The sequence below is a fragment of the Aliinostoc maniaoense genome, assembly GCF_058172895.1.
In genome coordinates, this window is the sequence record NZ_CP187952.1 from 947,996 (window position 1) to 974,977 (window position 26,982).

Here is a 26,982-nt window from a genome sequence, read left to right on the forward strand (position 1 = left end):
GCTCATGTGTGGCTCATCCCATCAATGTTTTACAGCCAGTGTAGGGATGAATGACATCAATACTCATGTTGAGAAGAAATATTATTTATCTTATTTTTAACAACACTACGTTAGCAAATCATAGCCGCTATTTTATAAATCAAAAAGTAGTTACTCAAGTTTTTTCAATATTGCCCAAAATAGCTTTATTACCTATTACTTATGGACTATTTCTTCTGATAGATGCGCTAAATCTAAAAAACCGAGTTTCTGAACGAAAGATTAAGGTTTTAAGCGAGGGATTTGCAAGAAACCCGGTTTTTAACCGCAAGATGTGAGCCAAAGCTGCTTGGTGAAACTTAAAGATTTGCTCAAGATAGGATAATTGCGATCGCAAACAGGGCATAACTAAAAATAGTGGCATCTATAACCCAACCCCTTGTAGGTGGCTGTCTTTAATTTTGAATTTTGAATTTTGAATTTTGAATTGATTCATGACCTATTGCCTGAGAATTGCTGATATACCTGAAAATGAGCGTCCCCGTGAACGTTTAATGACTCATGGAGCTAAAATCTTAGCTACAGCCGAGCTAATAGCCATTCTTTTAGGTACTGGACAAGGGCCTGGCAAACTTTCAGCCGTAGGTTTAGGGCAATATATCTTACAAGAATTGAGCAAACATCAACGCGATCCTTTAGCAGTGCTACGGGAAGTTACCCCGGCAGAATTAATGCAAATACCGGGAATTGGCCCTGCTAAAGCCACCACTATTTTAGCTGCCATCGAATTAGGTAAACGGGCTTTTCAATCTCGTCCCTTAGACCGTACACCCATTGATAGCCCAATTGTGGCGGCTGCGGCGTTAAGTCAAGACTTAATGTGGCAAGCTCAAGAGCGTTTTGCTATTTTATTATTAGATGTGAAAAACCGCCTCCTGGGTACACAAATAATTACCATCGGTACAGCCACCGAAACCTTAGCTTCTCCCCGCGAGATTTTTCGAGAAGTGATTCGTCAAGGTGCAACACGGGCGATAGTAGCTCATAATCACCCTTCAGGCAACTTAGAACCCAGCCCAGAAGATATAGAATTAACACGCCAATTATTAGCAGGGGCGCAATTTTTAGGCATACCATTGTTAGATCATTTGATTTTGGGCAACGGTAATCATCAAAGTTTACGAGAAATTACCAACCTCTGGAATGATTACCCGCAAGGAGATTAAGGTAATTCGTAATTCGTAATTCGTAATTCGTAATGGGCTACGCTCTAAGGGCAGTTATGCCGCATATTTTAGGCAATTATGTGTTGTAACGGGCATTTAGAGGCATTTTCCTGATAACCGCACCTGATCAGTCGGTGACTACTACCGTTATAAAGATTAAAATTACTTAATAATTCGTTACACTGAGAACAACGAGAGGGTGAAAAAACGACTCTCGCCGTTGAAATCAAAGGTGAACGACATGAACGGCACAATTCGCGTTGGGAATCTTTTCGGTATCCCTTTTTATATCCATCCGTCGTGGTTTTTAGTTCTAGGGTTAGTAACTTGGAGTTATAGCGGCGGACTCATGGCACAATTTCCCCAATTGTCTGGGGGATTAGCTTTAATACTAGGATTGACGACAGCGTTGTTATTGTTTGCCTCTGTCGTCGCCCACGAGTTAGGACATAGCTTTGTCGCCTTACGTCAGGGAATTAATGTTAATTCCATTACATTATTTATTTTTGGTGGTTTAGCTAGCTTAGAGCAAGAATCAAAAACCCCAGGTGAAGCTTTTTGGGTAGCGATCGCCGGGCCTTTAGTGAGTCTGTTATTATGCGGTATCGTCACAGTAGTTGGTTTTACTACTAACCTATCTGCTCCCTTAACAGCAATTCTAGGTGTGCTGGCATCTGTAAACCTTGCTTTAGCGTTGTTTAACTTAATTCCTGGCTTACCTTTAGATGGCGGTAATATCCTCAAAGCAATTGTCTGGAAAATTACAGGTAATCCCTATAAAGGTGTGACATTTGCCAGCCGAGTTGGACAAGTATTTGGTTGGGTAGCGATCGCCTCTGGTTTAATTCCCCTATTCTTGTTTGGTAGCTTCGGCAACTTCTGGAACTTACTAATTGGCTTCTTCTTATTGCGAAATGCTGGTAATGCGGCGCAATTTGCCAGAGTTCAAGAAAAACTCACAGGGTTGACAGCAGCAGATGCAGTCACAGTTAATAGTCCCATTGTTGATGCTCATCTCACCCTCAGAGAGTTTGCAGATCAGCAAATTGTTCAAGGTAACAACTGGCGACGCTTTTTAGTCACCAATGATGAAGGACAATTAGTAGGAGCGATCGCCTTAGATGACCTACGCAGCGTAGATACAACATTATGGTCACAAACCCAGATCAAAGATGTAATGCGATCGATTCAATCCAGCACGATTCCATCAAATCAACCATTACTAGAAGTAGTGCAACTACTGGAACAACAACAATTATCAGCACTACCCGTAATTCATGACAACGGCGTGTTAGTGGGAATTTTAGAAAAAGCTGCGATTATTCAACTACTACAAACTAACACCCAACCCACCCCTGCATAAACTCCTGATCGAAAAACGCTCCTTCTCTCCATACCCTCAGACTTCCTGGGGGATTTTTTTTGTAGGTGTTTCCCAAGCATTAATATCCGACTAACACAACTCACCACGGAATTTTCTAGCAATACTAGCTCGTTGCTGGGCAAGTGCTACAGCAGCTTGACGTGGGAGGATTCCCGTTTTAGCTGCTGTTTCTAAAACTAGGATAGTATTATGGCGGATTTTATCGGCGACAGCTGGTAAAGCATCAGCTTGTGTTCCGCCGCCATACTCTACAGCCGCACAAATCACCCCCCCGGCATTAGCAATAAAATCAGGTACTACAAGAATATTGCGCTCATGACAGATTCTTTCTGCATCTTCTGTCAGGGGAATATTAGCCCCGGAGATAATGAGCCGAGTATGCAAACGGTTGACATTATCAGTATGGATAATATCTGGTCTAGCGGCTGGTATCCAGATGTCACATTCGATATCAATAACTGCATCTCGATCAAGTTTTTCCCCCTTGGGATAGTCAAGGACACTCTGGCCAGATTCTTTAATAGTAATAAGTTCGTGGACATTGATACCCTGTGGGTTGAATAATGTACCTTGAGAATCTGCGGCGGCAATGAGAATTGCACCCTCAGCAGTTAAGAAACGGGCTGCGTGTTTGCCAACTGAACCAAAACCCTGAATGGCAATCCGCGCCCCAGGTATGTCAAGGTTACAGAACTTACTAGCAACTTCTGCACAAACACTGACACCGAAGCCAGTAGCACCAATTTCATCAAGGGGGATACCACCCATTGCTCTAGGTAGTCCTACTGCACGGTCAATTTCTTGTTTGATCCAAGCCATGCACTGTTCATTAGTTCCCATATCGGGGCCGGGAATATACTCTGTGATGTCTTTAATCGCACGGGCAAAGGTGCGAATTAAGCTTTCTTTAGTTGCTAAGGGTAATTTGGGGTCAGCTAAGATTGCAGATTTACCGCCACCGTGAGGTAATTCAGCGGCCGCATTTTTTAAAGTCATGGCTCGCGCTAGGCGAAAGACTTCTTCTGTAGTGACATCGGCTGCTATACGAACTCCACCAATTGCGGGGCCACAGGCAATATTATCAACAACGACAATGGCTTTTAACTGAGTGGTAGGCTCATATATATAGATAATTTTAGCAGGGCCGAGGTCATCAGCGAATTGGAAGATACTTTCTGGTAATTGAGTGACTGATTGTCGATAATTTTCGGAGATTGTAGAGATCATTTTGAATTTTCTCCTGAATTTTTAATCTGACTCTTACCTCTTTGTTCTTTACCCCTTGATGGTGAGATAAAAAATTAAACCAAACAAAGAATCTTTATCCCTTCAGAGTTTTGGCAAACAGTACGCTTAAATGTTGCAAAGCTGGTGAGATATCGTCTGGGAGCAGACGCACATCTAAAATGCTGAAGCTATCGCTGTCTCGTGCTGTGTTTAATGCCTGTTGTAATTGGGTGCTAGTCTCAATGACAAAGCCGTTACCGCCTAAGACTTGGGCTAATTGGGCATAGTTAATCGAGGGGATATTCACAAAAGCTGCATCTCGATGACCCATTGCCCGGAGAGAGGCGAAAGAGCCATTATTAATAATGATGACAATTGGGTTTAATCCTAAACGTTTAGCTGTGAGCAATTCCATACCGGTCATTTGGAACGCACCATCACCAACTAATGCGATCGCATTCCGCCCACCGTAGTTGTTCGCTCTCCGTAGGGGATTGGCTAATTGTGCGCCAATCACACCAGGAATCCCAAACCCCATGCTGGCATAGAATGCAGGACATAAAAATGATGTCCCTTCTTGAGTTTGGATATCATCGGCAGCAAATAAGGTGTCTCCAACATCAGTTACCAGTATGGTTTTACTGTCAATAAACTGGTTGAGTTCGTAGAGTAATCCACTCATGGAAATCTGTCCTTGGGATGGTGTGACACGGGGTTTGATTGTCATGATGGTGGATAATTCCCGATTAGGTAGATCAGGACTGCTAGATAAAGCATTGATGAAATCCTCAAACCTCACATTGGGGTATTCGTGATGCTTAATCGCAATGTGTTCAGAAGTGGCATCAACAGTACGATTTGGGTGAAGATGGGCGGTAAACATACCCAGATTAAGATCGCTCAAGAACACACCCAACATCAGCACACAGTCTGATTCTTCAACGATTTGCCGCACATGAATATCACCTGCCTCACCGTTGTAGATGCCAATGTATTGGGGATGACTTTCAGGAAAAACTGACTTACCTAACATGGTGGCGCAAACAGGCACACCTAATTTCTCTGCTAGTGCTATAACTTGGGGTTGCAAACCAAAGCGGTGTACCTCAACACAAACTAGAATCACTGGTGATTTAGCTTGATGCAGCATTGTGAGAGTTTCTGTCAAGGCTTCTGTGAGGGCATCTGTATTAGTGCGCTTGATGGGTGAGGAATAGTGTTCTGCCGCCTCAATCTCTGCATAAACCAGATCACGGGGAATTTCTAGATAAACTGGACGTTTGAAGGTGAGAGCGTAGTCTAGGGCGCGATGAATTTTGGCATCGGCAGTTTTAGGATCAGTAAGGGTGGTAGCGTAGACAGTGACTTCTTCGTAAACGCGCCGTTGGGTATCAAAGGTTTTGACTTTATGATGTAACAACTGATGTTGTTGTCGTTCTTGAATGCCTGGTGAGCCACTTAGAATTACCAAGGGTGATTTCTCAGCATAAGCACCTGCGACGGCGTTCACCATATTTAACCCACCCACACTGTAAGTAACTACAGCTAACCCCAAGCCCCGAATGCGAGAATAAGCATCAGCAGCAAAGCCAACACAAGGTTCATGAGTCATGACGATGGGTGTAATTTGGCTGGCGGCTAAGGCATCAAATAGTGTCAAGGCAAAATCTCCAGGGATGCCAAAGGCGTGTTCTACACCTTGTCTGTATAAGATGTTGAAGATATGGGGAGCTAGTTGAGGCATCTTGATTTACCTCTCCACAGAATATGTTGATTTAATTGTTCCTGTCTAAAGTACGGAGATCATCTATCTGGGCGAATACTCCGATATTTATCGGTGCGAATATCACTGATCACTGTATCAATCTGAGGTTTTGCTTCTCCTAAAGTAGCTAACAGATGCGCGCCTAATTCTAATGCGGCTTCAAATTCTGGTTGAACTACTTCCTTTGCTCCCATTTGAGTCAGGAGATCAATTTCATGATCATAGTGCGATCGCGCAATCACATCTAATTGTGGGGCGATGACTAACGCTCGTTGCAAAAGTAATCTAGAACTAGCAGGATCAGGTAAAGCGATCGCTAAGGCTTTGGCAGTTTCTAAATGGGTTTTTTGTAATACAAAGTCAGAATCAGCATCACCAAAAATGTAGGGGATGCGCTGCATTCTTAATCTTTGAATGGCGGCTTCGCTATTTTCAATTACCAACACTACATATCCTTGGTTGAGCAAAATATTCACAATTACTTGCCCCACTCTCCCATAACCTGCAACCACCACATGACCGCTAATACTTTCGGGGATTGACAGGATGTTGGGTTCTGTAAATTGTCTGAGAGATTTAGCAATCAATGGTATTTGAGTCAGACGCTCTAACAATCGAGGCGCAATATTGAAGCATAAGGGAGTTAGAACCAGTGTGATTGCTGTTGTTTCTAATAGTAGAAAATATGTTCTTTCGGGAATAAGTTGCAATTGTAAACCGGCTAAAGCCAAGACAAAGGAAAATTCTCCGATTTGGTTAATACCCAAACTCGTCAAAATAGCAGTTTTCAATGAGTAACCAAACTTTAAAATAATCGGCATCACAATCATGGCTTTACCCACCATAACTAAAGCTACCAGTCCCAAAACTAACCCCAAATTTGCCAGTAAGATGCGGGGATCAATTAACATCCCAATGGAAGCAAAAAACAGACAAGCAAAGGTATCTCTTAAAGGTAAAACCTTAGCTAAAGCATGATCTGCATAGTCAATTTCCGAAACCATTAAGCCGGCGACAAATGCACCCATTTCAATTGATAGCCCTAGTTGAGCAGTCACCAAAGCCACACCTAAACATAAAGCAATCACCGTCAGCACAAATAACTCAGTACTTTCCGTTGCGGCAACGTTACTAATTAACTTTGGCACTACCCAACGACCGCAGGCGATCGCTAATCCTAAAAATAGTAAAACCTTTAATAAAGCTATACCTAAAGCCGCACCAATTCTTTCTGGTTGATTAAGAGCAGGTAAAATTGCTAACATTAAACCCAAAGCTAAATCCTGAGCAATTAAAATTGCCAGCATCACTTGGCCGTGAAGTGTATTTGTTTCACCTCGTTCTCCTAGGGTTTTTAAAACTACCGCCGTGGAAGACAGAGAAAGCACCACCCCCAAAAAAATGCCTTGGGTAAAGTTCTCCACCCAACTCAGGGCAATTGTTAAAAATGCGACTAAAGCCGTAGTTAGCCCAATTTGTAACAAGCTACCTTTAATAGCAATATCTTTCACCCGCTTCAATTCCGTTAAAGAAAACTCCACCCCCAAAGCAAACAACAAAAAAGCTACACCGATAGATGCTAAAGATTGAATACGTGGTACATCACTTAACAACTTAAAGCCATAAGGCCCTACAGCTAATCCAGTCACTAAATAACCCAGTAAAACAGGTTGCCGCAGTCGATGAGCAAGGTATCCTCCTAATGCGGAAGCACCTAGGACAATTGTAAAGTCAAGAATTAAACCATGTTCTGCTGCCATATTTTTTTAGTATTGGTGACAATGTGTCAGTCTTGAAAATATCTTTGCGTAACTTCTGTTTTGAGGGTATATTTTTGATTGATCGAAAACTTCTATCTAGTGTTGTGTTAACGTTAGTTCGATAAACTTTAAAAACACCTCTCCATAGCTTGCTACTCTACGAGTTCTCCGTTCGTGGTAGCGTTGCGTAGCAAAGGAGTACCCGCAGGGTACGTTGATTTTTGTTCCCCCTTCTTTAAGCTATCCATTACCGGGATCTTTCTTAACAGAAAGTAAAAATACTTAAAAGAACGTGAGTTCGACGACTGGAAAAAACCCCTCTCCATAGCTTGCTTCCCGCAGGGTACCTCTCCCCTGCAAGGAGAGAGGCTTTAAAACCTTGATTTTCCTTGATATATCATGCTTTTTACTCCCCTCTCCGCGTCGGAGCGAAAAGTCTGAGCGGAGGTTTCCTCCGATGGCTTCGCCAACGCCAAGGGCGAACAGAACTTTTCAAGAGAGAGGGGTTGGGGGAGAGGTCAGAAAAGACTTGTCGAACTCACGTCTCTATAACCCTGATTTGTTCGTTTTTCATTCTCAATAAAAAAAGACTGTTTTAGCGAGAAGAATAAATGATGATTTGTCATTCTCTTAGCAACAGCGTAACGCACCTAATACAAAAATATTAGGTGCGTTACGGCTTACGCCTAGCACAACGGCAATATTGCAGGAGGAAAATCCACACTGCAATTTGCCTCCCCTACATATACTTAAATTTTTTCAGAAATCAAATCAGATTCTTATATCTTAATTTACAGGCAGAATTTCCTTATTTACTTCAAATAAATGGGGGTTTTTGGGGTCAACTGTGACTCTTAACCACTGTACATTGGGATCACCAAAGGTTTCAACGCGAGTAAAATTAGTGATGACTGTACGGGGTGGAGTGTCAATATTTAAAGGTTTGTCAATGCGGAAGTAATGGGTATCTCCATTCACAATCATGACAGGCTTACTATATTCTTTTAATTCAGCCTTTAATGTGTCAATAAAATCACTAAACCCATTTTTGGCTTTATCATCTGCATTAGTTGGAACACTAAAATTATTCGGGTTAGCATGGATAACAATTACCATCCCCAGATTCTTTTTAGTTTTAGCTGTCGTAAATGCTTTTTTTAACCAAATTAAATTAGCTGCATTCCGTTCAGCATATTCTGCATCATTTTCTGCGTTGCGTCCTAAATTATTGTTACTACCAACAACGTGAATACCTGCAAATAAAACATTATTAGTAGTCCAGTAAACATTTTCACGGAACTTACTATACTGAGGATCTTGACTTTGGCGATTGAGCTTAATTGTTCTTTGTCCTAAACTTCTGTTGCCTTGAGTAAAGATTTGACGTAATTTTTCTAATCTCTCTAGAGGATCATATCCCCCTGCGGCTGGACGGTGACAATCAGTCCACTCATTATCACCAAATAAATAAATTAATGGATGTCTAAATTGGTTAAATTCTTGGTATCTTTGCAGAAAAAGTTCATTAGTACAGAGGCTAGAGCCACTTTTAAAATCTCCATCATGAATGACGAAATTAACCCAAGATTTATTGATGTCTTTAATTAATTTTTGGAACTCTATTTCTTGTCGTGCGTCATAGGGTATATCGCCAATGAGTGCAAAGTCAAAACTCTTGGGGTTACGGTAATAAAAGTTAAAGGGTAGCTGTGCATTAGCTGAAGATACAAAAATTGTAGAAATACTAACCACTAAAAACAGCACTAAGACACCCAGTATTTTTTTAAACTTCATCTTCTAATATCCTATTGTGATGAAAAATCACTGGTAGCTTAATAAGGTTATATTAAGAAGAAATTAAGAAAAAGCTGATTAATTGTTATCACCAGAGGTAGATGTAAAACATTACCAAATGTATCAATGTAAGTTACGTACTGGAATAGCCGACTTTTCCGTTTTACTGTGACAGCAACTAATCAAAATCCCACTCAGCCCCAACAATGGCATACTTTGTCTGGATCAAGGGTAGCAGAAAACTTAGGCACAAATCTCGACACAGGTTTAACTACCGATGAAGTGACAAAACGACGAGAACGTTTTGGTACTAATGAGCTTAAAGCTAAACCCGGTAAAAGTCCATTGCTCAGGTTTTTGTTGCAGTTTCACCAACCGTTGCTGTACATTTTGCTGATTGCAGGTGCAATTAAAGCGTTCATTGGGCAATGGGTAAATGCTTGGGTAATTTGGGGTGTAACTCTGATTAACGCGATTATCGGTTTTATACAAGAGTCAAAAGCCGAAAGTGCGATCGCAGCCTTAGCTTCTTCAGTACAAACCAATGCAACTATCCTCCGCAACAATCAAAAGGTACAAGTTCCCTCCACCGAGTTAGTACCAGGGGATGTTGTCTTACTCGCTTCTGGTGATAAAGTACCAGCAGATTTGCGTCTGGTACAATCCCGCAATCTCCAAGTGAATGAATCAGCCCTGACAGGTGAGTCGGTGGCTGTGGAGAAAAACACCCAACCACTTAATCTAGATGCACCTTTAGCCGAACGCACCAACATGGCTTATGCTGGTAGTTTTGTTACCTTCGGCACTGGTAAAGGTATTGTAGTTGCTATCGGTGAAGCCACAGAAACCGGGCGCATTTCTCAACTCATGGAACGAGGTACAAGCCTCAAAACTCCCCTAACTCGGAAATTTGATAAATTTAGCCGCACTTTACTATATATTATTCTCGGTATAGCTGCATTGACTTTTGCCGTGGGGCTAGGATACGGCAATTCTTGGACAGATATGTTTGAGGCAGCGATCGCTTTTGCTGTAAGTGCGATTCCTGAAGGTTTGCCTGCTGTAGTTACAGTAACATTAGCTATAGGCGTTTCCCGTATGGCTCGCCGTCATGCGATCGTGCGGAAGTTACCAGCTGTAGAAACTCTGGGCGGTGCTACAGTCATCTGTTCTGATAAGACGGGGACATTAACAGAAAACCAAATGACTGTACAGGCCATTTATGCAGGTGGTAAACAATATACCACCACTGGCACAGGCTATATTCCAGAAGGAGAAATTTTATTAGATGAACAGCCTATAAATAGGGATAATTCTCCTGTGTTGATAGAATGTCTCAAAGCCGGATTGTTATGTAATGATTCCCACCTAGAACAAAAAGCAGGAGAGTGGCAGGTTGTAGGCGATCCCACAGAGGGAGCATTGATAGTTGTTGCTAATAAACTACAGCTAGAACGCAGTCAGGTAGAACAGGAAATGCCCAGAGTAGATGGTATTCCCTTTGAGTCTGAGTTTCAATACATGGCAACTTTGCATGATGATGGGGAAAGCAGAGTTATCTATGTTAAGGGTTCGGTAGAGGCAATTCTACAACGCTGTCAGCAAATGTTAGAGGCTGAGGGTAATCTAGTTCCTATAAATCCAGATACCATCCATCAAGAAGTTGATGCTATGGCACATCAGGGTTTACGGGTGCTGGCTTTTGCCAAAAAATCAGCTTACACTGCTCAAGATGAACTAGATCATGCACATATTGACAAAGATTTGATTTTCTTGGGATTGCAAGGGATGATTGATCCACCAAGAAAAGAAGCGATCGCGGCTGTGGCAGCTTGTCAAAATGCTGGTATCCAAGTCAAAATGATTACAGGTGATCATGCGGTAACTGCACGAGCGATCGCTAAACAGATGGGTTTTAATAAACATGGGGAAGTTTTGGCTTTCACAGGTAGCCAACTCGCCCAAATGGATCAATCCCAACTAGCGACAGCCATTGAAGATGGCACAGTATTCGCGCGTGTTGCACCAGAACAGAAACTCCGCATTGTCGAAGCACTACAATCTAAAGGTGAAATTGTAGCGATGACAGGGGATGGTGTAAATGATGCCCCAGCCTTAAAACAAGCCGAGATAGGGATTGCAATGGGGGCGGCGGGTACGGAGGTAGCCAAAGAAGCCGCAGACATGATTTTGACTGATGATAACTTTGCTTCCATTGAAGCAGCAGTAGAAGAAGGGCGTACTGTATATCGTAACTTATTGAAAGCGATCGCCTTTATTCTCCCTGTCAATGGCGGTGAGTCAATGACGATTTTAATTAGTGTACTACTAGCTAGAATCTTGCCGATTTTATCTTTACAAGTGCTGTGGCTGAATATGGTTAATTCCATCGCCATGACTGTACCCTTAGCCTTTGAGCCAAAATCAGAACGGGTAATGCAACAACCACCACGCAGCCCCCGCGAACCCTTACTTTCCCGCAGTTTAATCAAGCGTATTTTGGCAATTTCTGTATTTAATTGGATTTTGATTTTTGGTGTATTTGAATGGATAAAACAAACTACAACTAATGTTGATTTAGCTCGAACAATGGCAATTCAGGCTTTAGTTGCTGGCAGAATTTTTTATCTTTTAAGTATTAGTCAACTAGGGAAGGCTCTAATTAATCAACTCCGAGGAATTAAACAGACTATTAGCGATGCTTCCGCTATTGGAATTGGCATTGCTTGTGCGATTATTTTACAGATTATCTTTAGTCAATGGAGCTTAATGAATCGGTTATTTTCTACTGCTCCCTTGAATTTACAACAATGGTTTATTTGTTTGCTTGTAGGTTTACCAATGATTCCTTTAGCAATCTTAGTCAATCGCTTTGATCCTCTTGATTAAAAAACCATCAATTTTGAAGTAAGTAGAACGGCGTGAATAATTCAAGGTTTGTAGTAGGGACTTTAGTCCTCTCTTAAGGGCTAAAGCCCTTACTACAAGCCCATTCAATTAAATTTTACATTACTTAATGTAGTTTGTTTTTTCTCGCCGACTTACTTAATGAGTAATGATTAAGAAGGCAGGGAGCAGAGGGGAAAGATTCTCGCCCTTGCGCCCTCCCCCCTGCACACGGCAATATTAGGTTGGTGAACTACTAGCTTTAAGCCTTAATATTGTAATCTTAAGCCTTAATGTCGTGATGTTGAGCCTTAATATTGTAATCTTAAGCCTTAATATTGTGATGTTAAGCCTTAATGTTGTGATGTTAAGCCTTAATGTCGTGATGTTGAGCCTTAATGTTGTGATGTTAAGCCTTAATATTGTAACTGTAAAAATTGTGAGTTGAGTAAAGCGATCGCGTCAGACAAGCAAACCTCTAGCAACTTCATTTAAATAACTTACAAATGCTCACTATTATTGGTTGTGGAAATCTCAATCGCAGTGATGATGCTGTAGGTGTTATCATAGCTCAACGCCTACAAAAATACCTAGCTGAAAATCCCCATCCCAACGTGCAAGTATACGACTGTGGAACAGCCGGGATGGAGGTAATGTTTCAAGCTAGAGGTAGTAAAAAATTAGTAATTATTGATGCTAGTTCAAGCGGTTCTGAACCTGGAGCAGTGTTTGAAGTTCCTGGGGAAGAATTAGCAGCATTACCAGAACCTAGTTATAACCTGCATGATTTTCGATGGGATAATGCTTTAGCTGCGGGGAAGAAAATCTTTCAAAATGATTTCCCCCAAGATGTCACTGTCTATTTAATTGAAGCAGCAAACCTTGATTTAGGACTAGATTTAAGTCCTGTAGTGCAGAATGCTGCTAATTTAGTATTTGAGAAAATTACTCAAATCATTAGTAATTAATGCTGGGCATAGGGCATTGGGCATTGGGCATAGGGCATTGGGCATTGGGCATTGGGCATTGGGCATTGGGGTAAATATTTCTCCCTTGTCTCCCTTGTCTCCCTTGTCTCCCTTGTCTCCCTGCCCCCTGCCCCCTGCTCCCTGCCCCCTGCTCCCTGCTTCCTTTCAAGCCATATCTCGATATACAGACAATTCATCTACCCTCATTTCAAAGGGTACACCTTCACTCTCTGGGGGACAAACGCGAATTTTGGCACTGCTGACTATTTGGTTGAGTAATGTACCCATTGGTACAAGTTTTTGTAACACCCGCCAATTTGTAACTTCATCTGGACATTCAATCACTAATGTCATAGCATTGGCTTGAGTGGTGACATACCATCGACAGTTAGACAAGAGATTTTTGAGAGTGCGATCGCAAGCTTCATAAAAGTACCTGCTAATCGAATACTCTAGTTGCTGTCTCAAGATAATATCCGCCGAAGATGGCTGCATAGGATGATGATCATCACTGTTAAAATAAAAACTCTGCCCTTTCATTTCTGATTACAATCCTAAGTTAAATTCCAATTGCTACTGCATAAAGCACATCCTTATCTGTTTCTAAGAACTTCTGGGTTTCATCATCATAAAAAGCACCAATGCCACAACATTGAATGCCTATATAATTACTTGCCAGATAAATTCTTTGTCCCAGAAATCCAGCTATTTGCATAGCGGTTTGATAGCTGGTATATTCACATACAAGGAAAAAAATCACACCACAATTTTTAGCGATCGCTTGATTAATACACAAATAACTAGTTTCTTCACTAAAGTTACCTGCTTTCACCAAATTCACGCCTTTATATAACCCTGGTGACATTCCTGCAACGCGATGCACCACCGAATAAACTTCTATTTTTTCAAAGTTTGCCGTTGGGATTTGCTGATTTAGTCTTTGCAAGACATATAAATACTGTTCTTGCAAAATAGCCTCTTTCCGGAAACGTCTAAATGAACGTCTATTCCAGACAGTTTGGTAGAATTTTTCAGGCTCAAAATCAAATTGAGGCTGTTGAAATTGTTGTTGGCGACTGGTTTGACAAGCTGTCGCTTGATAGCTATCTTCAATAAATTGATTAGCTTCAAAATAATCTGTACCACAAACAAAAGGAACTTGTAACCTCAGTTGTCTTACTTTTTTAGCTTGTACTTCACCAGATACTGCACAAGCAGTAATAAACTCTTTATTCTCAAATCCTAACGCTGTATTGAGAGCGAGTTTATCAAAGTCAAAAATTAACTGAAAATCACGCTCATGGAGATAAGCCGATGCTGCAACAGCACCTAAATGATGTCCGCTATCTAACAGACAATATCTTATGCTCCTGTTTTTATATTTCCAGCTAGACCTATAATAAACAGAACTAATTAAAAAAATGAATCCCTTTATACTTTTGCTTGGTATAATATAACTCTCTAACCCATCATCAATTAATTCATAGATCAGAGTTAGACAATTATTCTCAACTTCTATATGATAAATACCGTCTACTATTTCCGGCATTCCGCGAATTTGTACATACACCTCAGTAGGGTACAACGCGCCTGCTGATGGATTTACCCGTAGTTTATGTGCAGCATTTTTATACAATTTATCTAAAGTAACAGCACTAGTTAACAAAATAAAAGAGTGAATTTTATTATTGAGATTTAATTTCACTCTTTTATAAAATTTTGGATAAACTTTAAATGCAGATGGTTGAGTTGTATAATCTACGTAATTTGGATCAAGCTGCACAGATAAGTAAGAATGCTTGGTAGTTTCATGAATAGTTTTACCATCTAAATTATTTTGCAGCATTTTTCAATATCCTTAAAACATCTATAGTGCTAGCAAAATCAATTGCCCTATAGTCATCCAAATTTTTTAAATCTAAGTTAGGATGGTATTGTAGAAGTAACTTCAATACTTCTGCTTTCCCAGATGATGCAGCATACATCGTAACAGTTGCACCATTATCATTTTGATTATCAATATTAATTTGATGCCCTAATAAAAAATCAATTAAATCGAAGTGATTACCAAAACAAGCAAACCACAGAGCATTATTCCCATCATTATTTCTAGCATTAATATCAGCACCAGCATGAATTAATGCTTCAACAACTGTAAAAACTCCTGCTCGTGTAGCTTTCATTAAAGCAGTATCACCATTTTCACCACGCTGATTTAAATCTGTGCCGTTGTAACCTTTTGCCGCTAACCATTGCTGAGTTTCCGCACTTAAATTGGAATTGCTTGTTTGATTCATCATGATTCTTTGTGTTGATAAATAATTTACGCAATAATAGGTAATGGTGGGAATTACCCACCATTTCTAAACACAATGCTATAGAATTATGACGCTGAAAGCTGTAAACTCAGACTCTAAAGTGTCAAAAGGCATTACCTTTTTACTTTCACAGCTAGACAGTAGCAAACACTGGTTTTTCTGCAAAGATTTCTCTAGCAGATTTATCAGGTTTAGGTAAGCCATAATAACAGGCTTCTGTTTCCAGTTCGTCTACAATATCCCAAGCTTCAATAGCTCGTTTAGAGTCTGGGCCATAATTAGCAGAAATTGCGCGAGCATCAGAGATAGCTCTGTGCAGTTCTTTACGCAAGAACACTAGTTTTGGTTTAGCAATAAAGTCATCCTTGCTGACAATATCAGTAACAGAAATTACACCCAATAATTCACCACGAATTACAGGCGCACACCACACATTTGTATTCGTTAATAAACGTGCTACATATTCTACATCGAGATCAGGATCGATAACGATGCAGGGTTTACTCATAACTTCGTAGACATGAACTTTGTCAGGATCTTTACCATAAGCAACAACCTTACCTGCAATATCAGCCACAGTCACGATACCGTAAGCATCAGCACTATGACGAGGTTCTACAATTAACGCACGCAGTCCTTTGAGCCTCAATAGTCTGACTGCTTCTGCTACAGTTGCGGAACTGCTAATAGTAGCAACATCTTGAGTCATAATTTGTTTGGCTCTCATAATTACTGCTCCTTATGTTTGCAAGGACGGAAATTATTACTAAACTGATGCAATTTTGCCAAAACTATTTCTGCATAGGCTGCACACTTAACTTAAATTCGCCATGAATTTTCAGTTAATGTATTGGCTACCTGCAAAAAACGTTTCAGGTAAGTAGACATACCTTTCATTTAGTTCCGTAACTATTTCACACCTTAAGAAGTCTGGTTAATTTGTCTTCACAATTTACGCAGTTTCTACCTCATTGAAGCTCTCTGGCTGTCTATCAAAATTTTTGTGTTTGACCAGTATTAAGGTAGTAATGTCTCAATCACCCGGTTATCGCTCTTTGCTGAAGTTTCAGTTCACTAGCAACAATTTAGCTTACTTATATATTATCACTCTGATAAGTTGAAATTATGAACGTTTATAAATATTGCCGTATATATTCGTTAAAACCGCTTAAAAATTACTACATTAACAGCAATTTTTATAGTTATGGCGTATCATGCTAACTTTTAATTTGAGTGGATATCATGAAAATAATGATTAAATAGCTTTTACACATATCAAGGTCAATAAAATCATTATTAAATTGCTATCTACACGAACAAAACCGAAAATGGCTTACTAAGACGGTGTATTTTTGTAAATTGTTGATTATGTAAATGAGTAATGAGTAATGAGTAATGAGTAATGAGTAATGAGTAATGAGTAATGAGTAATAAGTAATGAGTAATGAGTAATGAGTAATGAGTAATGAGTAATGAGTAATGAGTAATGAGTAATGAGTAATGAGTAATGAGTAATGAGTAATGAGTAATGAGTAAGAAATTTATTTATGTTTATCTAATACCAATTTTTTATAAAGCTGCATATAATTTGATCCCCCGTCGTCCCGGAGGGCGGCGCGGGGAGTATGTCACACTGATGTTAAAATAGTGATGTAGCGATCGCCATTCAACAAAGAAAACTGAAAGGTGTGGAGACAGCTTTTCAAGTAACAATAGTTTAAATCTTTTTACTCCTGAATTAACTACTTCTAATTTTGTCTTTCCGTTAAATACTCAAAATGAATCGCCAAAACTTTGAAAATATATTCCTTAAATTCGCGCCAGCTTTTCTGATTACTACTATATTAGTAATTTTCTTTATTCAGCCAACCTTGGCTAAGGACAAAGTTAAAATTAAAGGCTCAGAATATAGCGGTAACGGTTGCCCTCAAGGATCTGCTAGTGTCAGCGTTAGTCCTGACGGACAGGAGTTAAGTATTTTATTCGATAAATTTGTCGCTTTAGGAAATCAAGCAGCAGAATCACGCAAAAGCTGTACCTTTAGTATTCCAATTCAAGTTCCTCAAGGTTTTCAAATTTCTATCTATGATGTTGATTATCGAGGATATGTTGCACCTAAAACAATAGGAAGACTAAGAGTAGAATATTTTTTTGCTGGGCAGCGTGGCTCTGTTTTTTCTAGAACCTTTAAAGGCGAAACTGACTACAATGTTCGAGATAAATTAGTGAATATGCGTGGTGCATGGTCAGCTTGTGGCGATAATATAAATATGCAGTTGAATGCTGCAATGATCGCCAGTGGTCAGGGAATAGCCACTGTTGACTCATTTGATCTGGCTCACCGTGGTTTGATTTATTACATTAAATATCGTCAATGTAAAAAGTAAAAGTTGGTTTAATTTTTAATTGCTCTATCGGCAGATTATCCTCCTACCGATGAAGTTAAACATTAAGTATCTCTAAATAATTCGCACATAGATGGCGCGCGCTAAATCTTTGTCAATTTCTAACAAAATGCTACCAACTTTTATTAACAAGGAAGGAAATTCTTGTTCTACAGTGATAGTAACACCTGTAGTTAAACCTAGTGATTTAAGGTTTGTGAGAATCGCCTGATTTTGAACATTGCAGGAAACAACTATACCTTTTTCTCCCAGTCTGAGTAATTCTAAAGAGCAGCCAGATATACTAAATGGAGTAAACATAACTAGTTATTTACTTAAATTAACATTTAAAAATAATCAGGATGAAGTATTTAGTTCATCCTGATTAAAAACACAATTTCAAAAGCTGTAAATAGTAGCGACTACAGCAATTGATTAAACGAGATATGGTTCTTGATGGGTCTTGATTGTGCAGTTAGAACGAGGATAGGTAACGCACAATAGAGCAAATCCTTTACCCATTTGTTCATCATCTAAGAAGATTTGATCATCTTGGTTGATTTCACCTTCGACGACTTTACCTACACAGCTAGAGCAAGAACCTGAATGGCAAGAGAAAGGTAATTCAATACCATTTTCTTCTGCACCATCCAAAATTGTGGTATCTTCGTCGATTTCAATTGTGGTGTCGAGGTTGTCTTTTTTGTTGATCAATCTAACTTGATATGCTGCCATTTTCCGGTTCTCCTCAAGATTTATCGGATGGAAATAATTTCTCGAAGTAAATAAATCTCCCTTAATGCTTCGAGAATTGGGGCGGAGAAAGACACCGCTTTTGTTGCGAGATAAATACAAGCAAGTGTCTATTTTGTTTAAGGGAAACTTTTTAGCTGCAAGGTACGCCTTCAGGGGAGCAATCACCAGCTTTGAAGGATTTACCACAACCACAGGTACTAGTTGCATTGGGATTAGTGAACTTAAAGCCGCTTTCCACCATACCCTCAACAAAATCAATCACTAGTCCTTCTAATAAAGGTGCGCTTTTGGCATCTATATAAACTGGTACTTTACCTTGCTGGATGACAATATCATCTGGCTGGGGTTGGCTGGTGATTTCCATACCATATTCATAGCCACTGCAACCACCATCTTTGACAGAGACGCGGACACCTTTAGTAGTTGTTTCATCACTGTCGCCAGCCGAACCGCGCAAAAATGCCCGCAGACGAAATTCTGCTTTTTCTGTTAAAGTAACTGTCATCGAAACTCCTGATTTGTAGCGATTGGTGTTGTTAGTGATGGGTGATGGGTAGTTAACTATGTGTGCAATTGCTACTGGTTTCCATTGAATTGGATTGAGCGTATCGCCAAGGTGCGTTATTACCGCATACTGGACAAGAGCGATCGCGTTGAGAACGCCTCTTAGCAAATTCCATCCGATTCAAGTCAATGGTGAGTAATTGCGACAACAAAGGCTGACTAAATCCAGTAATCAGCTTGATGGCTTCCAGTGCTGTCAAACAAGCCAGTGTTCCAGACACCGCACCCAGCACAGAAAAACCACGCCGATCCCACTCAGGTTTCTCTGGGAAAAAACAGGACAAACAAGGAGTCACACCAGGAATAATGGTAGTTAAATAAGCCTCCATCCCGCTCATCGCTGCTTCCACCATTGGCTTTCGCCAGCGTACACAAGCAGTGTTCAACAAATCACGCTCTGTAAAATTGTGAGCGCAATCTAGAGCCATATCCGCAGACTGCACTAACTCATCTACATTTTCTGGAGTGATATAGTCATGAACTGCTTCGATTTGGATATCAGGATTGATCGCCTGTAAGGTTTCTTTGGCTTTGAAAACCCTCGGTTTACCTACCCAATCATCCGTCATCAAAACCTGGCGATTCATATCGTCCATCCGCAGATCACCGCCTCGGACTAGGATTAACCGCCCAACGCCTGCTACTGCTAGGTAAAGCGCAGCCGTACCACCTAATCCTCCCACACCAGTCACTAAAACCGTCGCTGACTTCAGACGCTTCTGAGCTACTTCGCCAAAATTGGGGAGCATCATTTGGCGACTATAACGTTCTAACTCGGTAGGCGTTAGGTTGATCACTTTATACCTCCTAATCAGACGTGAGTTCTGTCAGCGTGATTACATTTTTAGGCTTGTCTTTGAATACCTTGAACAGTTTTTGTTCTTGGGGTGAAGATTCCAAAAATGTCTGATAAGCCTGTTGTAATGCTAGTGAGTATTGATTTAACTTTTCTTCGTTGCTCAGTTCAGAATTGCTGTCAATTTCACTGATGAATTGTGAGAATTTTTTCAGAATATGTAAACGATTTACATTAACAAGTTTGGGGTCATATTCTAATTCAAAGAATTTAAAATATTCTTCAGCGTCGGTAAGTTTTTTGAACTCTTCAATAGTTTTAGTCATTTGCCTTGCTCCAATTGCTTGAGATATTTTTTGAGTTCATCAAGCTGATGATAAATTTCATAAGTTGCGGCTGCAACTTCCATTAATTGTGTGTAATTTGTGGGTAAGCCTTCTGCTAAGTCGTGCAAATCCATTTTCATTTGTCCGGCTTTGCTGTTGAGGCGTTTGATTTTATTTTTGAGTTCTTCAATGCTGGTGTTTTCTACTTGCATTGGGGGGTGATTGTATCAATATTTGGGCGGGGATGGATGGATTTTTAAGGTTCGCGCATTCGCCGTAAGGCGTTCCCGTAGGGTAGGCGCAAAGGCGCAAAGAAGTGCGAATAGATCATCTATTTACACCTTTGCGTTACTTTGCGTAAACCTCCGCGTTCCTTTGCGTTTCAAACTCTGATTACAACTTACTCACTTCGCGGAAGCGGGTGGCTAAATCTAGTCCTTTAGTGACGAATTTTTCGCCTTCTTCTGCTAGTTGTTCTAGGGATTCAAAACCGAAGCGGTGAGCGTCGCGGAGGGTTTTGACGGTGAGTAGTAGGCGACCGGAAAAGACTAAAGCCCAGCCAAAGCCTTCGTGACTTAGGTCAACTACTACTTGGGAAATTAAGCCGGTTTCTTGTTCGATTCTGGCGGCTATGGCGCGAAAAAATGACATGATTCGCGCTTGGGTGACGGCATCAACCTCACCTTCTACGGAAATTTCCCGTTTCTTTTTTTTGGGAACAATGAAGGGTTTTAGTAGTAGTTCGTCTGACCAATTACGGTAAACACCGTAAGCATCTTGTCCGCGAATTTGTAATACTAATGTTTTGAGAAAGGGGGAGGTGGCAACTACATTTGTAGCGGGATCGTTGACACTATTTTCTGCGCTCATACGGTTGCTTCGTCTTCTAGTTCATCTGCAAAGTTTGTGGTTTTGGGTTGCAATGCTTTCCGCAACCAAGGGGGAGGATTACCTTTTAAGGTTTGGACTAATTTAGTCAGGATTCCTTGGATTTCTTCTTGTTCAGAACGTGCTTTAACTGGGGTAACACCTTTTTTAATTAATTTAGCAGCAGCAGTTCCACCAATTGCTGTGACATATACAATGGCACAATCAACTAATGCTGCTAGTTTTGGTGCAACTTTATCTTCATTACCATCTTGTTGTAAGTCACCTTCAAAGTTTAATGTTTCTAAAAATTGATATCCTTCGGCATCGATTTCATAGACATCAATTTCTCTTGCCCAACCAAAGTGAGCATTAATATGTACGTGGTCGGTAGTTGTAAAGGCAATTTTCACTTTCATTCTCCTGCTTTTTTGGTCATTGGGGATGGGGCATAGGGAATTGGGCATTGGGTATTGGTAATTTATTCTCAATTCCCTAATTTTGAATTTTGTATTTTGAATTAATCAGTCTCCAGTCCCCATAAGTGTTTGACTCGTTCTTCTTCTGCTTCTAGAAATAGGTTGCCGATGCCAAATAAGACTTCCATTGAGCCGCGATAGCCTACTTTTGTGAACAGACCATTGCCTAAACGGTCGTAAATAGGTATACCGAGGCGATAAAGTGGGATGGAAAGACGTTTGGCGATCGCAGCTAGGTTAGAATTACCAATCAGCAGGTCAGATCCAACTGCCAATTCTTCTAAGTCTTCTAAATCTCCGATGGTCACGCTCTTGATGGGGAGTTTTTCTAACAGGGGGGAGCGTGTTGTGGTCACGGCTGCATGAATTTGCGTCCCCATCGATTGCAGAAAGCGCACTGTTGACCACATCAAATCCGGTTCTAATGCTAAGGATACGCGCTTCGCACCAAAGTAAAAGTGCGTGTCTAACATTGCATCTTGCAATTGGCGACGTTGACGGCGGTATTTTTCGGGTACGGGGTTGCTGCTGAGAATGGCTAATGCTTGTAAAAACTCATCTACTGGTTCTAGTCCAGTCAGTTCGCTAAACACTTCGTAAGGAATGCCAAACCGTTGTTCCAGAATTTTGGCTGCACCCCGCATACTTTCACCCAAGGCAATAGTAAAGGCGGAACAACCAACAGCTTTCAGTTGCGCCACACTCGTACCACTGGCGGTGATGGCGGTAAATCCATCTTCTAGATGTCCATCTAGTGACGCGCCAATGTCAGGTACAAAGATGGGGATTAATCCAAAGGAGGTGACGATTTCTTTAATTTCTTGCAAATCCCCTGGAGTAAAGGCAGAACCAGCCAGAATTGTGACTTGCTCACCATTAATTCCACCAGCTTGGGGAATTTGTTTAACTATGCTTTCCACAGCTGCTGCAAAACCATCTTGCAACGCGCCTTTAAAATCGGGTGTCGGTGCAAAAACTACGGGAATGTGAGCAAGTTCTGGATGGCGATCGCGGATATCCTTAAGGAATCTCTCAATATCATCGCCTCTGGTTTCTGTGAGTCCAGTGCTACACAAACCAATAATTTCGGGATTGGATTTCTCAACTAAAGTCAGAATCGCCTGTTCTACGTTCTCCTCACCACCGAGAATAGTCGTTACTTCCGTCATCGCTGTAGTAGCGAGGGGAATCGCTTCCCGAAAGTGACGAACTAACACCACCTTGGCGAAAGCTGTACAACCTTGCGAACCGTGGAACAGAGGAATCATCCCCTTCAATCCCAAAAAAGCCAGCGACGCACCTAAAGCTTGACTTTGCTTGAGAGGATTAACTGCAACTGATTTGTCGGGAACGGTAACGACTGCCATTTAGATTAACTCCTGGGTAGATAGGGAAGCAGGGGGGCAGGGGGCAGGGGGCAGGGAGACAAGGGGACAAGGGGGACAAGGGAGACAAGGGAGAGGGGAGTGTGGGGAGAGAGGGGAGTGTGGGGGGAAAGATTTGTTCTCCACCATCCCACACCTCCCACACCCTGAGCCATTCCCAATGCCCAATGCCCTATGCCCAATTCCCAATGCCCAATCAGATAAATTCTTCGATAGATGTCAGAGTGCGATTTTGATTTTTGGTATATTCGTTAGCCCATGTCCCCATATCTTCATCCCAAGGTGCGGGCTTACGGACTTGTTCCCAAATCGGGCTGTAGAGGGCTTCGTAAAGTTCCCGCGCCATCTCTAACATCCCTACATAACCAGCGTAGGGATGATGACGTTCTTGGTTGATATCGAGGAAGGGAATCCGGGCTTTGAGGGCGGTGTATTGGTTACGACCACCAGCAATTAACATATCTGCTTGCGTATCTTTTACCAGTTGCAAGAGTTCTTTGGCGTTGCCCTTTTCGAGCATGATGCCTTCAGTACCTAACAACTTCTTGATTTTTGCCTTATCTTCTTCCGTACTCTTTCTGGTACTGGTAGCAACTACTTCTATGCCTAAGTCCTTTGCTGCCGAGATAATCGACCAACTCTTAACACCACCTGTATATAATACAACTCGCTTGCCTCTGAGGCGATCGCGGTAAGGAGCAAGTGCCAAATCTAGAGCAGCCATCTCTGACGCAATCAGCTGTTCAGTACGTGCTTGTAAATCAGGGTCGCCCAATTTGGCGGCGATATTCCGCAGACATCGATTCATATCATCGATGCCATAAAAAGACTCTTCAATGTAGGGGATGCCGTATTGTTCCTCCATCTTTTTCGCCATATTGAGCAACGCCCGCGAACAAATCATTACGTTCAGCTTGGCGCGGTGGGCATAGCGGATTTCTTCAAATCGAGCATCGCCTGTAATTTTCGACAGAACGCGAATACCCAATTTTTCCAGTAACGGCAGGACTCCCCACATTTCCCCGGCGATGTTATATTCGCCGATTAAGTTTATATCATAGGGGGTGGTAAACTCCGGTTCTGCTGTCCCGACAACATAATCTAATAAAGCTTCACCGCCAAAACGGTTGCCTAAGTTCTTACTACCAATAAACCCAGGAGCAAATACAGGGATAACAGGAGTGCCAATTTTTTCCGCCGCAGTTTTGCACACAGCATTGATATCATCACCAATCAAAGCTGTCACACAAGTAGCGTAGACAAATACCGCAGTGGGTTTGTAGCGTTTATGAATTTCTAGAATTGCCTTATATAGCTTCTTCTCACCACCGAAGATCACATCATTTTCTGACATATCAGTAGTGAAGCCCATTTTATACATTTTTGGGCCAGAAGAGAGACTACCACGACTACCCCAAGAATTACCAGCGCAGGCGATCGGCCCGTGAACCAAATGAGCCGCATCGACGATAGGTACAAGCGCAATCATCGCCCCATCAAAAGCACAACCCCCTTGAGCCGCCCCTGGTTGTGCTTGTTGACTACAAGACTTATTCTTCTTTGCACCATGTTTCTCTTGATTATGCTCACAGCCAGGCTGGTTGAGCAGCTCATTAACTTTTCTTTGGGTATTCATTCTCTCTTCTCGCACGCGATCGACATTTTAATTTTCAGTTATCAGTCATCAGTAATTCAGTTCTCAACTACCAACCTCATAACTGATGACCGTTCATAATAAACTTCTTGCAAAAATCCTCTATAACCCCGCGAAATACACCTTTGCGTACCTCTGCGTTAACCTCCGCGACCCTACCCTACGGGAACGCCTTGCGGCGAATGCGTTTAAAAAGTCATCCGTGGTTAAATTTTCATAAACATGATCTTTGCAAGAAATAAGGCAAAGACATCATCATCAAATAGACGAAAAGCTTACAGAATCATCTTCTTGTTTTGCCTCTTGCCTTTCTAGCCGCTAGCAAATGTACTTAGTAACATCCTCACCACATTCATCAGCCAGATAAGACAAAGCCCGAAAACGCAACCCTACAAACTCGTCATACAGAGGATTAAGCTTACACAAAGCTGGAATATGAATAGTCCGCCCAAATAGATTAATATTTCGCTCAAACGGACAACAGCAAGGAATTACCTGACAAACGAAATGAGCAAAACGAGCATTTTTAACCGGAAAACGATCAACCAAACGACGCAAAGGACGGAGAACATCAAACGCGCCTGGTTTTTTATAGTTAGGTGGATGAAAATTAGGGTGATGATGGTGAGTGTGAGTTGATGACATACTGAGGAATTTAGAGTGAATAGAGTTAAGTTAGATATTGGTTACTGGGGATTGGGTTTCGGGTAATTCCCTAGTCCCCAGTCCCCAGTCCCTAAGCTCTACCTTTTAATAGAACGCCAAAACCAAGTTCTAGCGAATCAAGTCAAAGGAGATATCGGTCTTACCAGTAATGTTGGTGCAACGATCCATTTCATCCAGAAGGGTGTTAACAACCCAGTTGAGGATGTTTAGACCACCTTGGTAGCCGAGGGTAGAATAGCGGTGTAAGTGGTGACGGTCAAACAGAGGATAACCAATACGTACCATTGGGATACCAGTATCGCGCCACAGGTACTTACCGTAAGAGTTACCGATGAAGAAGTCTACAGGCTCGGTGAACAACAAGGAACGGAAGTGCCACAAGTCTTTTTGAATCCAAACTTTAGCTTCTTTACCGAAGGGGCTAGCAGCAAGGATTGCTTCCATTTCTTTCTTGAAGGTTTCATCACCATTGTTGCAGAGGATGTGTACAGGTTCAGCACCCATCTCTAACAAGAAACTGGTGATAGAGATAATCAAGTCAGGATCGCCGTAGATAGCGAACTTCTTACCATGAATCCAAGCGTAGGAGTCGGTGATAGCATCAACTAAACGACCGCGTTCGATTTCCAATTCTTCAGGAATAGCTTTACCGGTCAATTCAGAGATAGCAGTCAAGAACTCGTCAGTACCTTTAACACCGAAGGGGCGCAATACTTGTGTTTCTTGCTTCCACTGGGTTTTAATGTATTCGCGGGTCTTGGGTGTGGTGTAAGCTTGGAGAGCAACAGTAGCTTTAGCGTTGATAGAATCAGCCGCATCTTCTAGCTTTGTACCACCTGGGTACATATCAAACTCACCAGTGTTCGGTGAATCGAAGTAGTCGCTGCTATCAGACAGGATGGTGTAGTCAACACCCATTACACCCATCATCCGCTTCAATTCGCGGTTGTTACCAACATAGGTATCAAAACCAGGAATGAAGTTGATTTTGCCGTTGCTGGTAGCTTTCTTCTTACCTTCTGTCAAGTTAGACAGAATACCCTTCATCATGTTGTCGTAGCCAGTGGTGTGAGAACCAACGAAGCTAGGTGTGTGAGCAAAGGGAACGGGGAAGTCTTGAGGAATAGAACCAGCGTTCTTAGAGTTAGTGATGAACGCACCTAAGTCATCACCGATAACTTCCGCCATACAGGTGGTGCAAACAGCAATCATCTTAGGCTTGTACAGTTGGTAAGCAACTTGCATACCTTCAATCATGTTGTTCAAGCCACCGAATACTGCTGCGTCTTCTGTCATAGAAGAAGAAACGGCAGAGCAAGGCTCTTTGTAGTGACGGCTGAGGTGTGTACGGAAGTAAGCAACACAACCTTGAGAACCTTGAACGAAAGGTAGAGTACCTTCAAAACCCAAAGCAGCGAACATCGCGCCTACAGGTTGGCAACCTTTAGCGGGGTTAACGGTTAAAGCTTGACGAGCAAAGTTCTTTTCCCGGTAGTCCCAAGATTTTGTCCATTCAGCAACTCTTTCAACTTCTTCAGGAGGATGTGCGCCTTCAAAGTTCTTTCTTTTGTTTTCAAACAGTTCTGTGTATTCTGGCTGTTTGAATAGATCAACGTGGTCTACAATTCTGTCTGGATTCTGTGGCATTTGTCTGTCTCTCTACGCTTGCTGGTTGGTTTAGTAATTGATGTTTAGCAATAGCCTGGGTGACTTACTCCCCTGAAGGGAGTTACGAGTGATGAATCATGAATAATGAATGAAATTTCATGCAGCATTCAGCATTCACCATTCCTCCCTC

At 41.5% G+C, this 26,982-nt stretch carries 28 protein-coding genes; 6 read left to right on the forward strand and 22 right to left on the reverse strand.

Annotation, left to right across the window (positions count from 1 at the left end; genetic code table 11):
* Nucleotides 1–199 precede the first annotated feature (199 nt).
* Nucleotides 200–403 (reverse strand): hypothetical protein, encoded by a 204-nt coding sequence (locus ACPZ3T_RS04230; protein WP_490273729.1) that lies wholly within the window; start codon nt 401–403, stop codon nt 200–202.
* Between the two features lie 70 nt (nt 404–473).
* Here ACPZ3T_RS04230 and radC point away from each other — a divergent pair, with 70 nt between their 5' ends.
* Together radC and ACPZ3T_RS04240 are read left to right on the forward strand one after the other, a co-directional pair.
* A complete protein-coding gene (gene radC, locus ACPZ3T_RS04235; RefSeq protein ID WP_490273730.1) occupies nt 474–1,205 on the forward strand; it encodes a RadC family protein in 732 nt (243 codons plus the stop codon).
* Nucleotides 1,206–1,446: 241 nt separating this feature from the next.
* Entirely contained in the window at nt 1,447–2,568 is a 1,122-nt protein-coding gene (locus tag ACPZ3T_RS04240; protein WP_490277114.1) for a site-2 protease family protein, read from the forward strand.
* Between the two features lie 90 nt (nt 2,569–2,658).
* On the opposite strand, the gene ACPZ3T_RS04245 is transcribed toward ACPZ3T_RS04240, so the two are convergent.
* The 4 genes from ACPZ3T_RS04245 to ACPZ3T_RS04260 all read right to left on the reverse strand — a co-directional run bounded on the left by ACPZ3T_RS04245 (nt 2,659) and on the right by ACPZ3T_RS04260 (nt 9,135).
* Nucleotides 2,659–3,816 carry a Glu/Leu/Phe/Val family dehydrogenase gene (locus ACPZ3T_RS04245; protein ID WP_490273731.1) on the reverse strand — a complete coding sequence of 386 codons (1,158 nt, stop codon included), beginning with the start codon at nt 3,814–3,816 and terminating at the stop codon, nt 2,659–2,661.
* 94 nt (nt 3,817–3,910) lie between these two features.
* Entirely contained in the window at nt 3,911–5,560 is a 1,650-nt protein-coding gene (locus ACPZ3T_RS04250) for an alpha-keto acid decarboxylase family protein (RefSeq protein WP_490273732.1), read from the reverse strand.
* A gap of 59 nt (nt 5,561–5,619) precedes the next feature.
* Nucleotides 5,620–7,341 (reverse strand): cation:proton antiporter, encoded by a 1,722-nt coding sequence (locus ACPZ3T_RS04255; protein WP_490273733.1) that lies wholly within the window; start codon nt 7,339–7,341, stop codon nt 5,620–5,622.
* Nucleotides 7,342–8,127: 786 nt separating this feature from the next.
* Complete coding sequence (locus tag ACPZ3T_RS04260) at nt 8,128–9,135, reverse strand: metallophosphoesterase (RefSeq protein WP_490273734.1); 1,008 nt, start codon at nt 9,133–9,135, stop codon at nt 8,128–8,130.
* 168 nt (nt 9,136–9,303) lie between these two features.
* On the opposite strand from ACPZ3T_RS04260, the gene ACPZ3T_RS04265 reads away from it, so the two are divergent.
* On the forward strand, nt 9,304–12,024 hold the full coding sequence (locus ACPZ3T_RS04265; protein WP_490273735.1) for a cation-transporting P-type ATPase: 2,721 nt from the start codon (nt 9,304–9,306) through the stop codon (nt 12,022–12,024).
* A 503-nt stretch (nt 12,025–12,527) separates the two neighbouring features.
* Nucleotides 12,528–12,989: a hydrogenase maturation protease gene (locus ACPZ3T_RS04270; protein ID WP_490273736.1), complete on the forward strand. Its 462-nt coding sequence runs from the start codon at nt 12,528–12,530 to the stop codon at nt 12,987–12,989.
* On the opposite strand, the gene ACPZ3T_RS04275 is transcribed toward ACPZ3T_RS04270, so the two are convergent.
* The 5 genes from ACPZ3T_RS04275 to ACPZ3T_RS04295 form a co-directional block, all read right to left on the reverse strand.
* Nucleotides 12,979–13,158 carry a hypothetical protein gene (locus ACPZ3T_RS04275; RefSeq protein ID WP_490273737.1) on the reverse strand — a complete coding sequence of 60 codons (180 nt, stop codon included), beginning with the start codon at nt 13,156–13,158 and terminating at the stop codon, nt 12,979–12,981. The genes ACPZ3T_RS04270 and ACPZ3T_RS04275 overlap by 11 nt on opposite strands.
* Nucleotides 13,155–13,529 (reverse strand): hypothetical protein, encoded by a 375-nt coding sequence (locus ACPZ3T_RS04280; RefSeq protein ID WP_490273738.1) that lies wholly within the window; start codon nt 13,527–13,529, stop codon nt 13,155–13,157. Before ACPZ3T_RS04280 ends, ACPZ3T_RS04275 begins: the two co-directional genes overlap by 4 nt.
* Nucleotides 13,530–13,548: 19 nt before the next feature.
* Entirely contained in the window at nt 13,549–14,835 is a 1,287-nt protein-coding gene (locus tag ACPZ3T_RS04285) for a nitroreductase family protein (protein WP_490273739.1), read from the reverse strand.
* Complete coding sequence (locus ACPZ3T_RS04290) at nt 14,822–15,286, reverse strand: ankyrin repeat domain-containing protein (RefSeq protein WP_490277115.1); 465 nt, start codon at nt 15,284–15,286, stop codon at nt 14,822–14,824. Before ACPZ3T_RS04290 ends, ACPZ3T_RS04285 begins: the two co-directional genes overlap by 14 nt.
* Before the next feature lie 154 nt (nt 15,287–15,440).
* A complete protein-coding gene (locus tag ACPZ3T_RS04295; protein ID WP_490273740.1) occupies nt 15,441–16,034 on the reverse strand; it encodes a CBS domain-containing protein in 594 nt (197 codons plus the stop codon).
* 1,051 nt (nt 16,035–17,085) lie between these two features.
* Here ACPZ3T_RS04295 and ACPZ3T_RS04300 point away from each other — a divergent pair.
* Nucleotides 17,086–17,694 (forward strand): DUF4360 domain-containing protein, encoded by a 609-nt coding sequence (locus ACPZ3T_RS04300; protein ID WP_490273741.1) that lies wholly within the window; start codon nt 17,086–17,088, stop codon nt 17,692–17,694.
* 72 nt (nt 17,695–17,766) lie between these two features.
* Here ACPZ3T_RS04300 and ACPZ3T_RS04305 read toward each other — a convergent pair whose 3' ends face one another.
* The 9 genes from ACPZ3T_RS04305 to nifN all read right to left on the reverse strand — a co-directional run bounded on the left by ACPZ3T_RS04305 (nt 17,767) and on the right by nifN (nt 22,846).
* Nucleotides 17,767–18,012: a FeoA family protein gene (locus tag ACPZ3T_RS04305; protein ID WP_490273742.1), complete on the reverse strand. Its 246-nt coding sequence runs from the start codon at nt 18,010–18,012 to the stop codon at nt 17,767–17,769.
* Nucleotides 18,013–18,126: 114 nt separating this feature from the next.
* Nucleotides 18,127–18,426, reverse strand: coding sequence for a 2Fe-2S iron-sulfur cluster-binding protein (locus tag ACPZ3T_RS04310; protein WP_490273743.1), 300 nt, complete (start codon nt 18,424–18,426; stop codon nt 18,127–18,129).
* A gap of 151 nt (nt 18,427–18,577) precedes the next feature.
* Nucleotides 18,578–18,952, reverse strand: a complete 375-nt coding sequence (locus tag ACPZ3T_RS04315; RefSeq protein ID WP_490273745.1) for a HesB/IscA family protein — start codon at nt 18,950–18,952, stop codon at nt 18,578–18,580.
* A 52-nt stretch (nt 18,953–19,004) separates the two neighbouring features.
* Nucleotides 19,005–19,808: a HesA/MoeB/ThiF family protein gene (locus tag ACPZ3T_RS04320; RefSeq protein ID WP_490273747.1), complete on the reverse strand. Its 804-nt coding sequence runs from the start codon at nt 19,806–19,808 to the stop codon at nt 19,005–19,007.
* A 10-nt stretch (nt 19,809–19,818) separates the two neighbouring features.
* On the reverse strand, nt 19,819–20,133 hold the full coding sequence (nifW, locus tag ACPZ3T_RS04325; RefSeq protein ID WP_236140278.1) for a nitrogenase-stabilizing/protective protein NifW: 315 nt from the start codon (nt 20,131–20,133) through the stop codon (nt 19,819–19,821).
* Nucleotides 20,130–20,345: a CCE_0567 family metalloprotein gene (locus ACPZ3T_RS04330; protein ID WP_103135405.1), complete on the reverse strand. Its 216-nt coding sequence runs from the start codon at nt 20,343–20,345 to the stop codon at nt 20,130–20,132. Before ACPZ3T_RS04330 ends, nifW begins: the two co-directional genes overlap by 4 nt.
* Before the next feature lie 181 nt (nt 20,346–20,526).
* A complete protein-coding gene (locus ACPZ3T_RS04335) occupies nt 20,527–21,003 on the reverse strand; it encodes a NifX-associated nitrogen fixation protein (protein ID WP_490273750.1) in 477 nt (158 codons plus the stop codon).
* Complete coding sequence (gene nifX / locus ACPZ3T_RS04340; RefSeq protein WP_490277116.1) at nt 21,000–21,413, reverse strand: nitrogen fixation protein NifX; 414 nt, start codon at nt 21,411–21,413, stop codon at nt 21,000–21,002. Before nifX ends, ACPZ3T_RS04335 begins: the two co-directional genes overlap by 4 nt.
* Before the next feature lie 107 nt (nt 21,414–21,520).
* A complete protein-coding gene (nifN, locus tag ACPZ3T_RS04345; protein WP_490273752.1) occupies nt 21,521–22,846 on the reverse strand; it encodes a nitrogenase iron-molybdenum cofactor biosynthesis protein NifN in 1,326 nt (441 codons plus the stop codon).
* 119 nt (nt 22,847–22,965) lie between these two features.
* On the opposite strand from nifN, the gene ACPZ3T_RS04350 reads away from it, so the two are divergent.
* The gene (locus tag ACPZ3T_RS04350) at nt 22,966–23,100 is read left to right on the forward strand and encodes a hypothetical protein (protein WP_490273754.1); all 135 of its coding nucleotides are present in this window, start codon (nt 22,966–22,968) and stop codon (nt 23,098–23,100) included.
* Here the strand turns inward: ACPZ3T_RS04350 and nifE are convergent.
* From nifE to nifK, 3 genes are all read right to left on the reverse strand, one after another.
* Nucleotides 23,061–24,500, reverse strand: a complete 1,440-nt coding sequence (gene nifE / locus ACPZ3T_RS04355; protein WP_490273756.1) for a nitrogenase iron-molybdenum cofactor biosynthesis protein NifE — start codon at nt 24,498–24,500, stop codon at nt 23,061–23,063. The two genes, ACPZ3T_RS04350 and nifE, sit on opposite strands and share 40 nt — an antisense overlap.
* 336 nt (nt 24,501–24,836) lie before the next feature.
* On the reverse strand, nt 24,837–25,163 hold the full coding sequence (locus tag ACPZ3T_RS04360) for a Mo-dependent nitrogenase C-terminal domain-containing protein (protein WP_490273758.1): 327 nt from the start codon (nt 25,161–25,163) through the stop codon (nt 24,837–24,839).
* A gap of 129 nt (nt 25,164–25,292) precedes the next feature.
* Nucleotides 25,293–26,831, reverse strand: a complete 1,539-nt coding sequence (gene nifK, locus ACPZ3T_RS04365; RefSeq protein ID WP_490273760.1) for a nitrogenase molybdenum-iron protein subunit beta — start codon at nt 26,829–26,831, stop codon at nt 25,293–25,295.
* Nucleotides 26,832–26,982 lie beyond the last annotated feature (151 nt).

Coding starts and splice junctions, on each gene's coding strand:
- ACPZ3T_RS04230 (WP_490273729.1), bottom strand. CDS start 403: ATGCCACTATTTTTAGTTATGCCCTGTTTGCGATCGCAATTATCCTAT.
- radC (WP_490273730.1), top strand. CDS start 474: ATGACCTATTGCCTGAGAATTGCTGATATACCTGAAAATGAGCGTCCC.
- ACPZ3T_RS04240 (WP_490277114.1), top strand. CDS start 1,447: ATGAACGGCACAATTCGCGTTGGGAATCTTTTCGGTATCCCTTTTTAT.
- ACPZ3T_RS04245 (WP_490273731.1), bottom strand. CDS start 3,816: ATGATCTCTACAATCTCCGAAAATTATCGACAATCAGTCACTCAATTA.
- ACPZ3T_RS04250 (WP_490273732.1), bottom strand. CDS start 5,560: ATGCCTCAACTAGCTCCCCATATCTTCAACATCTTATACAGACAAGGT.
- ACPZ3T_RS04255 (WP_490273733.1), bottom strand. CDS start 7,341: ATGGCAGCAGAACATGGTTTAATTCTTGACTTTACAATTGTCCTAGGT.
- ACPZ3T_RS04260 (WP_490273734.1), bottom strand. CDS start 9,135: ATGAAGTTTAAAAAAATACTGGGTGTCTTAGTGCTGTTTTTAGTGGTT.
- ACPZ3T_RS04270 (WP_490273736.1), top strand. CDS start 12,528: ATGCTCACTATTATTGGTTGTGGAAATCTCAATCGCAGTGATGATGCT.
- ACPZ3T_RS04280 (WP_490273738.1), bottom strand. CDS start 13,529: ATGAAAGGGCAGAGTTTTTATTTTAACAGTGATGATCATCATCCTATG.
- ACPZ3T_RS04285 (WP_490273739.1), bottom strand. CDS start 14,835: ATGCTGCAAAATAATTTAGATGGTAAAACTATTCATGAAACTACCAAG.
- ACPZ3T_RS04290 (WP_490277115.1), bottom strand. CDS start 15,286: ATGAATCAAACAAGCAATTCCAATTTAAGTGCGGAAACTCAGCAATGG.
- ACPZ3T_RS04295 (WP_490273740.1), bottom strand. CDS start 16,034: ATGAGAGCCAAACAAATTATGACTCAAGATGTTGCTACTATTAGCAGT.
- ACPZ3T_RS04300 (WP_490273741.1), top strand. CDS start 17,086: ATGAATCGCCAAAACTTTGAAAATATATTCCTTAAATTCGCGCCAGCT.
- ACPZ3T_RS04305 (WP_490273742.1), bottom strand. CDS start 18,012: ATGTTTACTCCATTTAGTATATCTGGCTGCTCTTTAGAATTACTCAGA.
- ACPZ3T_RS04310 (WP_490273743.1), bottom strand. CDS start 18,426: ATGGCAGCATATCAAGTTAGATTGATCAACAAAAAAGACAACCTCGAC.
- ACPZ3T_RS04315 (WP_490273745.1), bottom strand. CDS start 18,952: ATGACAGTTACTTTAACAGAAAAAGCAGAATTTCGTCTGCGGGCATTT.
- nifW (WP_236140278.1), bottom strand. CDS start 20,133: ATGACTAAAACTATTGAAGAGTTCAAAAAACTTACCGACGCTGAAGAA.
- ACPZ3T_RS04330 (WP_103135405.1), bottom strand. CDS start 20,345: ATGCAAGTAGAAAACACCAGCATTGAAGAACTCAAAAATAAAATCAAA.
- ACPZ3T_RS04335 (WP_490273750.1), bottom strand. CDS start 21,003: ATGAGCGCAGAAAATAGTGTCAACGATCCCGCTACAAATGTAGTTGCC.
- nifN (WP_490273752.1), bottom strand. CDS start 22,846: ATGGCAGTCGTTACCGTTCCCGACAAATCAGTTGCAGTTAATCCTCTC.
- nifE (WP_490273756.1), bottom strand. CDS start 24,500: ATGAATACCCAAAGAAAAGTTAATGAGCTGCTCAACCAGCCTGGCTGT.
- ACPZ3T_RS04360 (WP_490273758.1), bottom strand. CDS start 25,163: ATGTCATCAACTCACACTCACCATCATCACCCTAATTTTCATCCACCT.
- nifK (WP_490273760.1), bottom strand. CDS start 26,831: ATGCCACAGAATCCAGACAGAATTGTAGACCACGTTGATCTATTCAAA.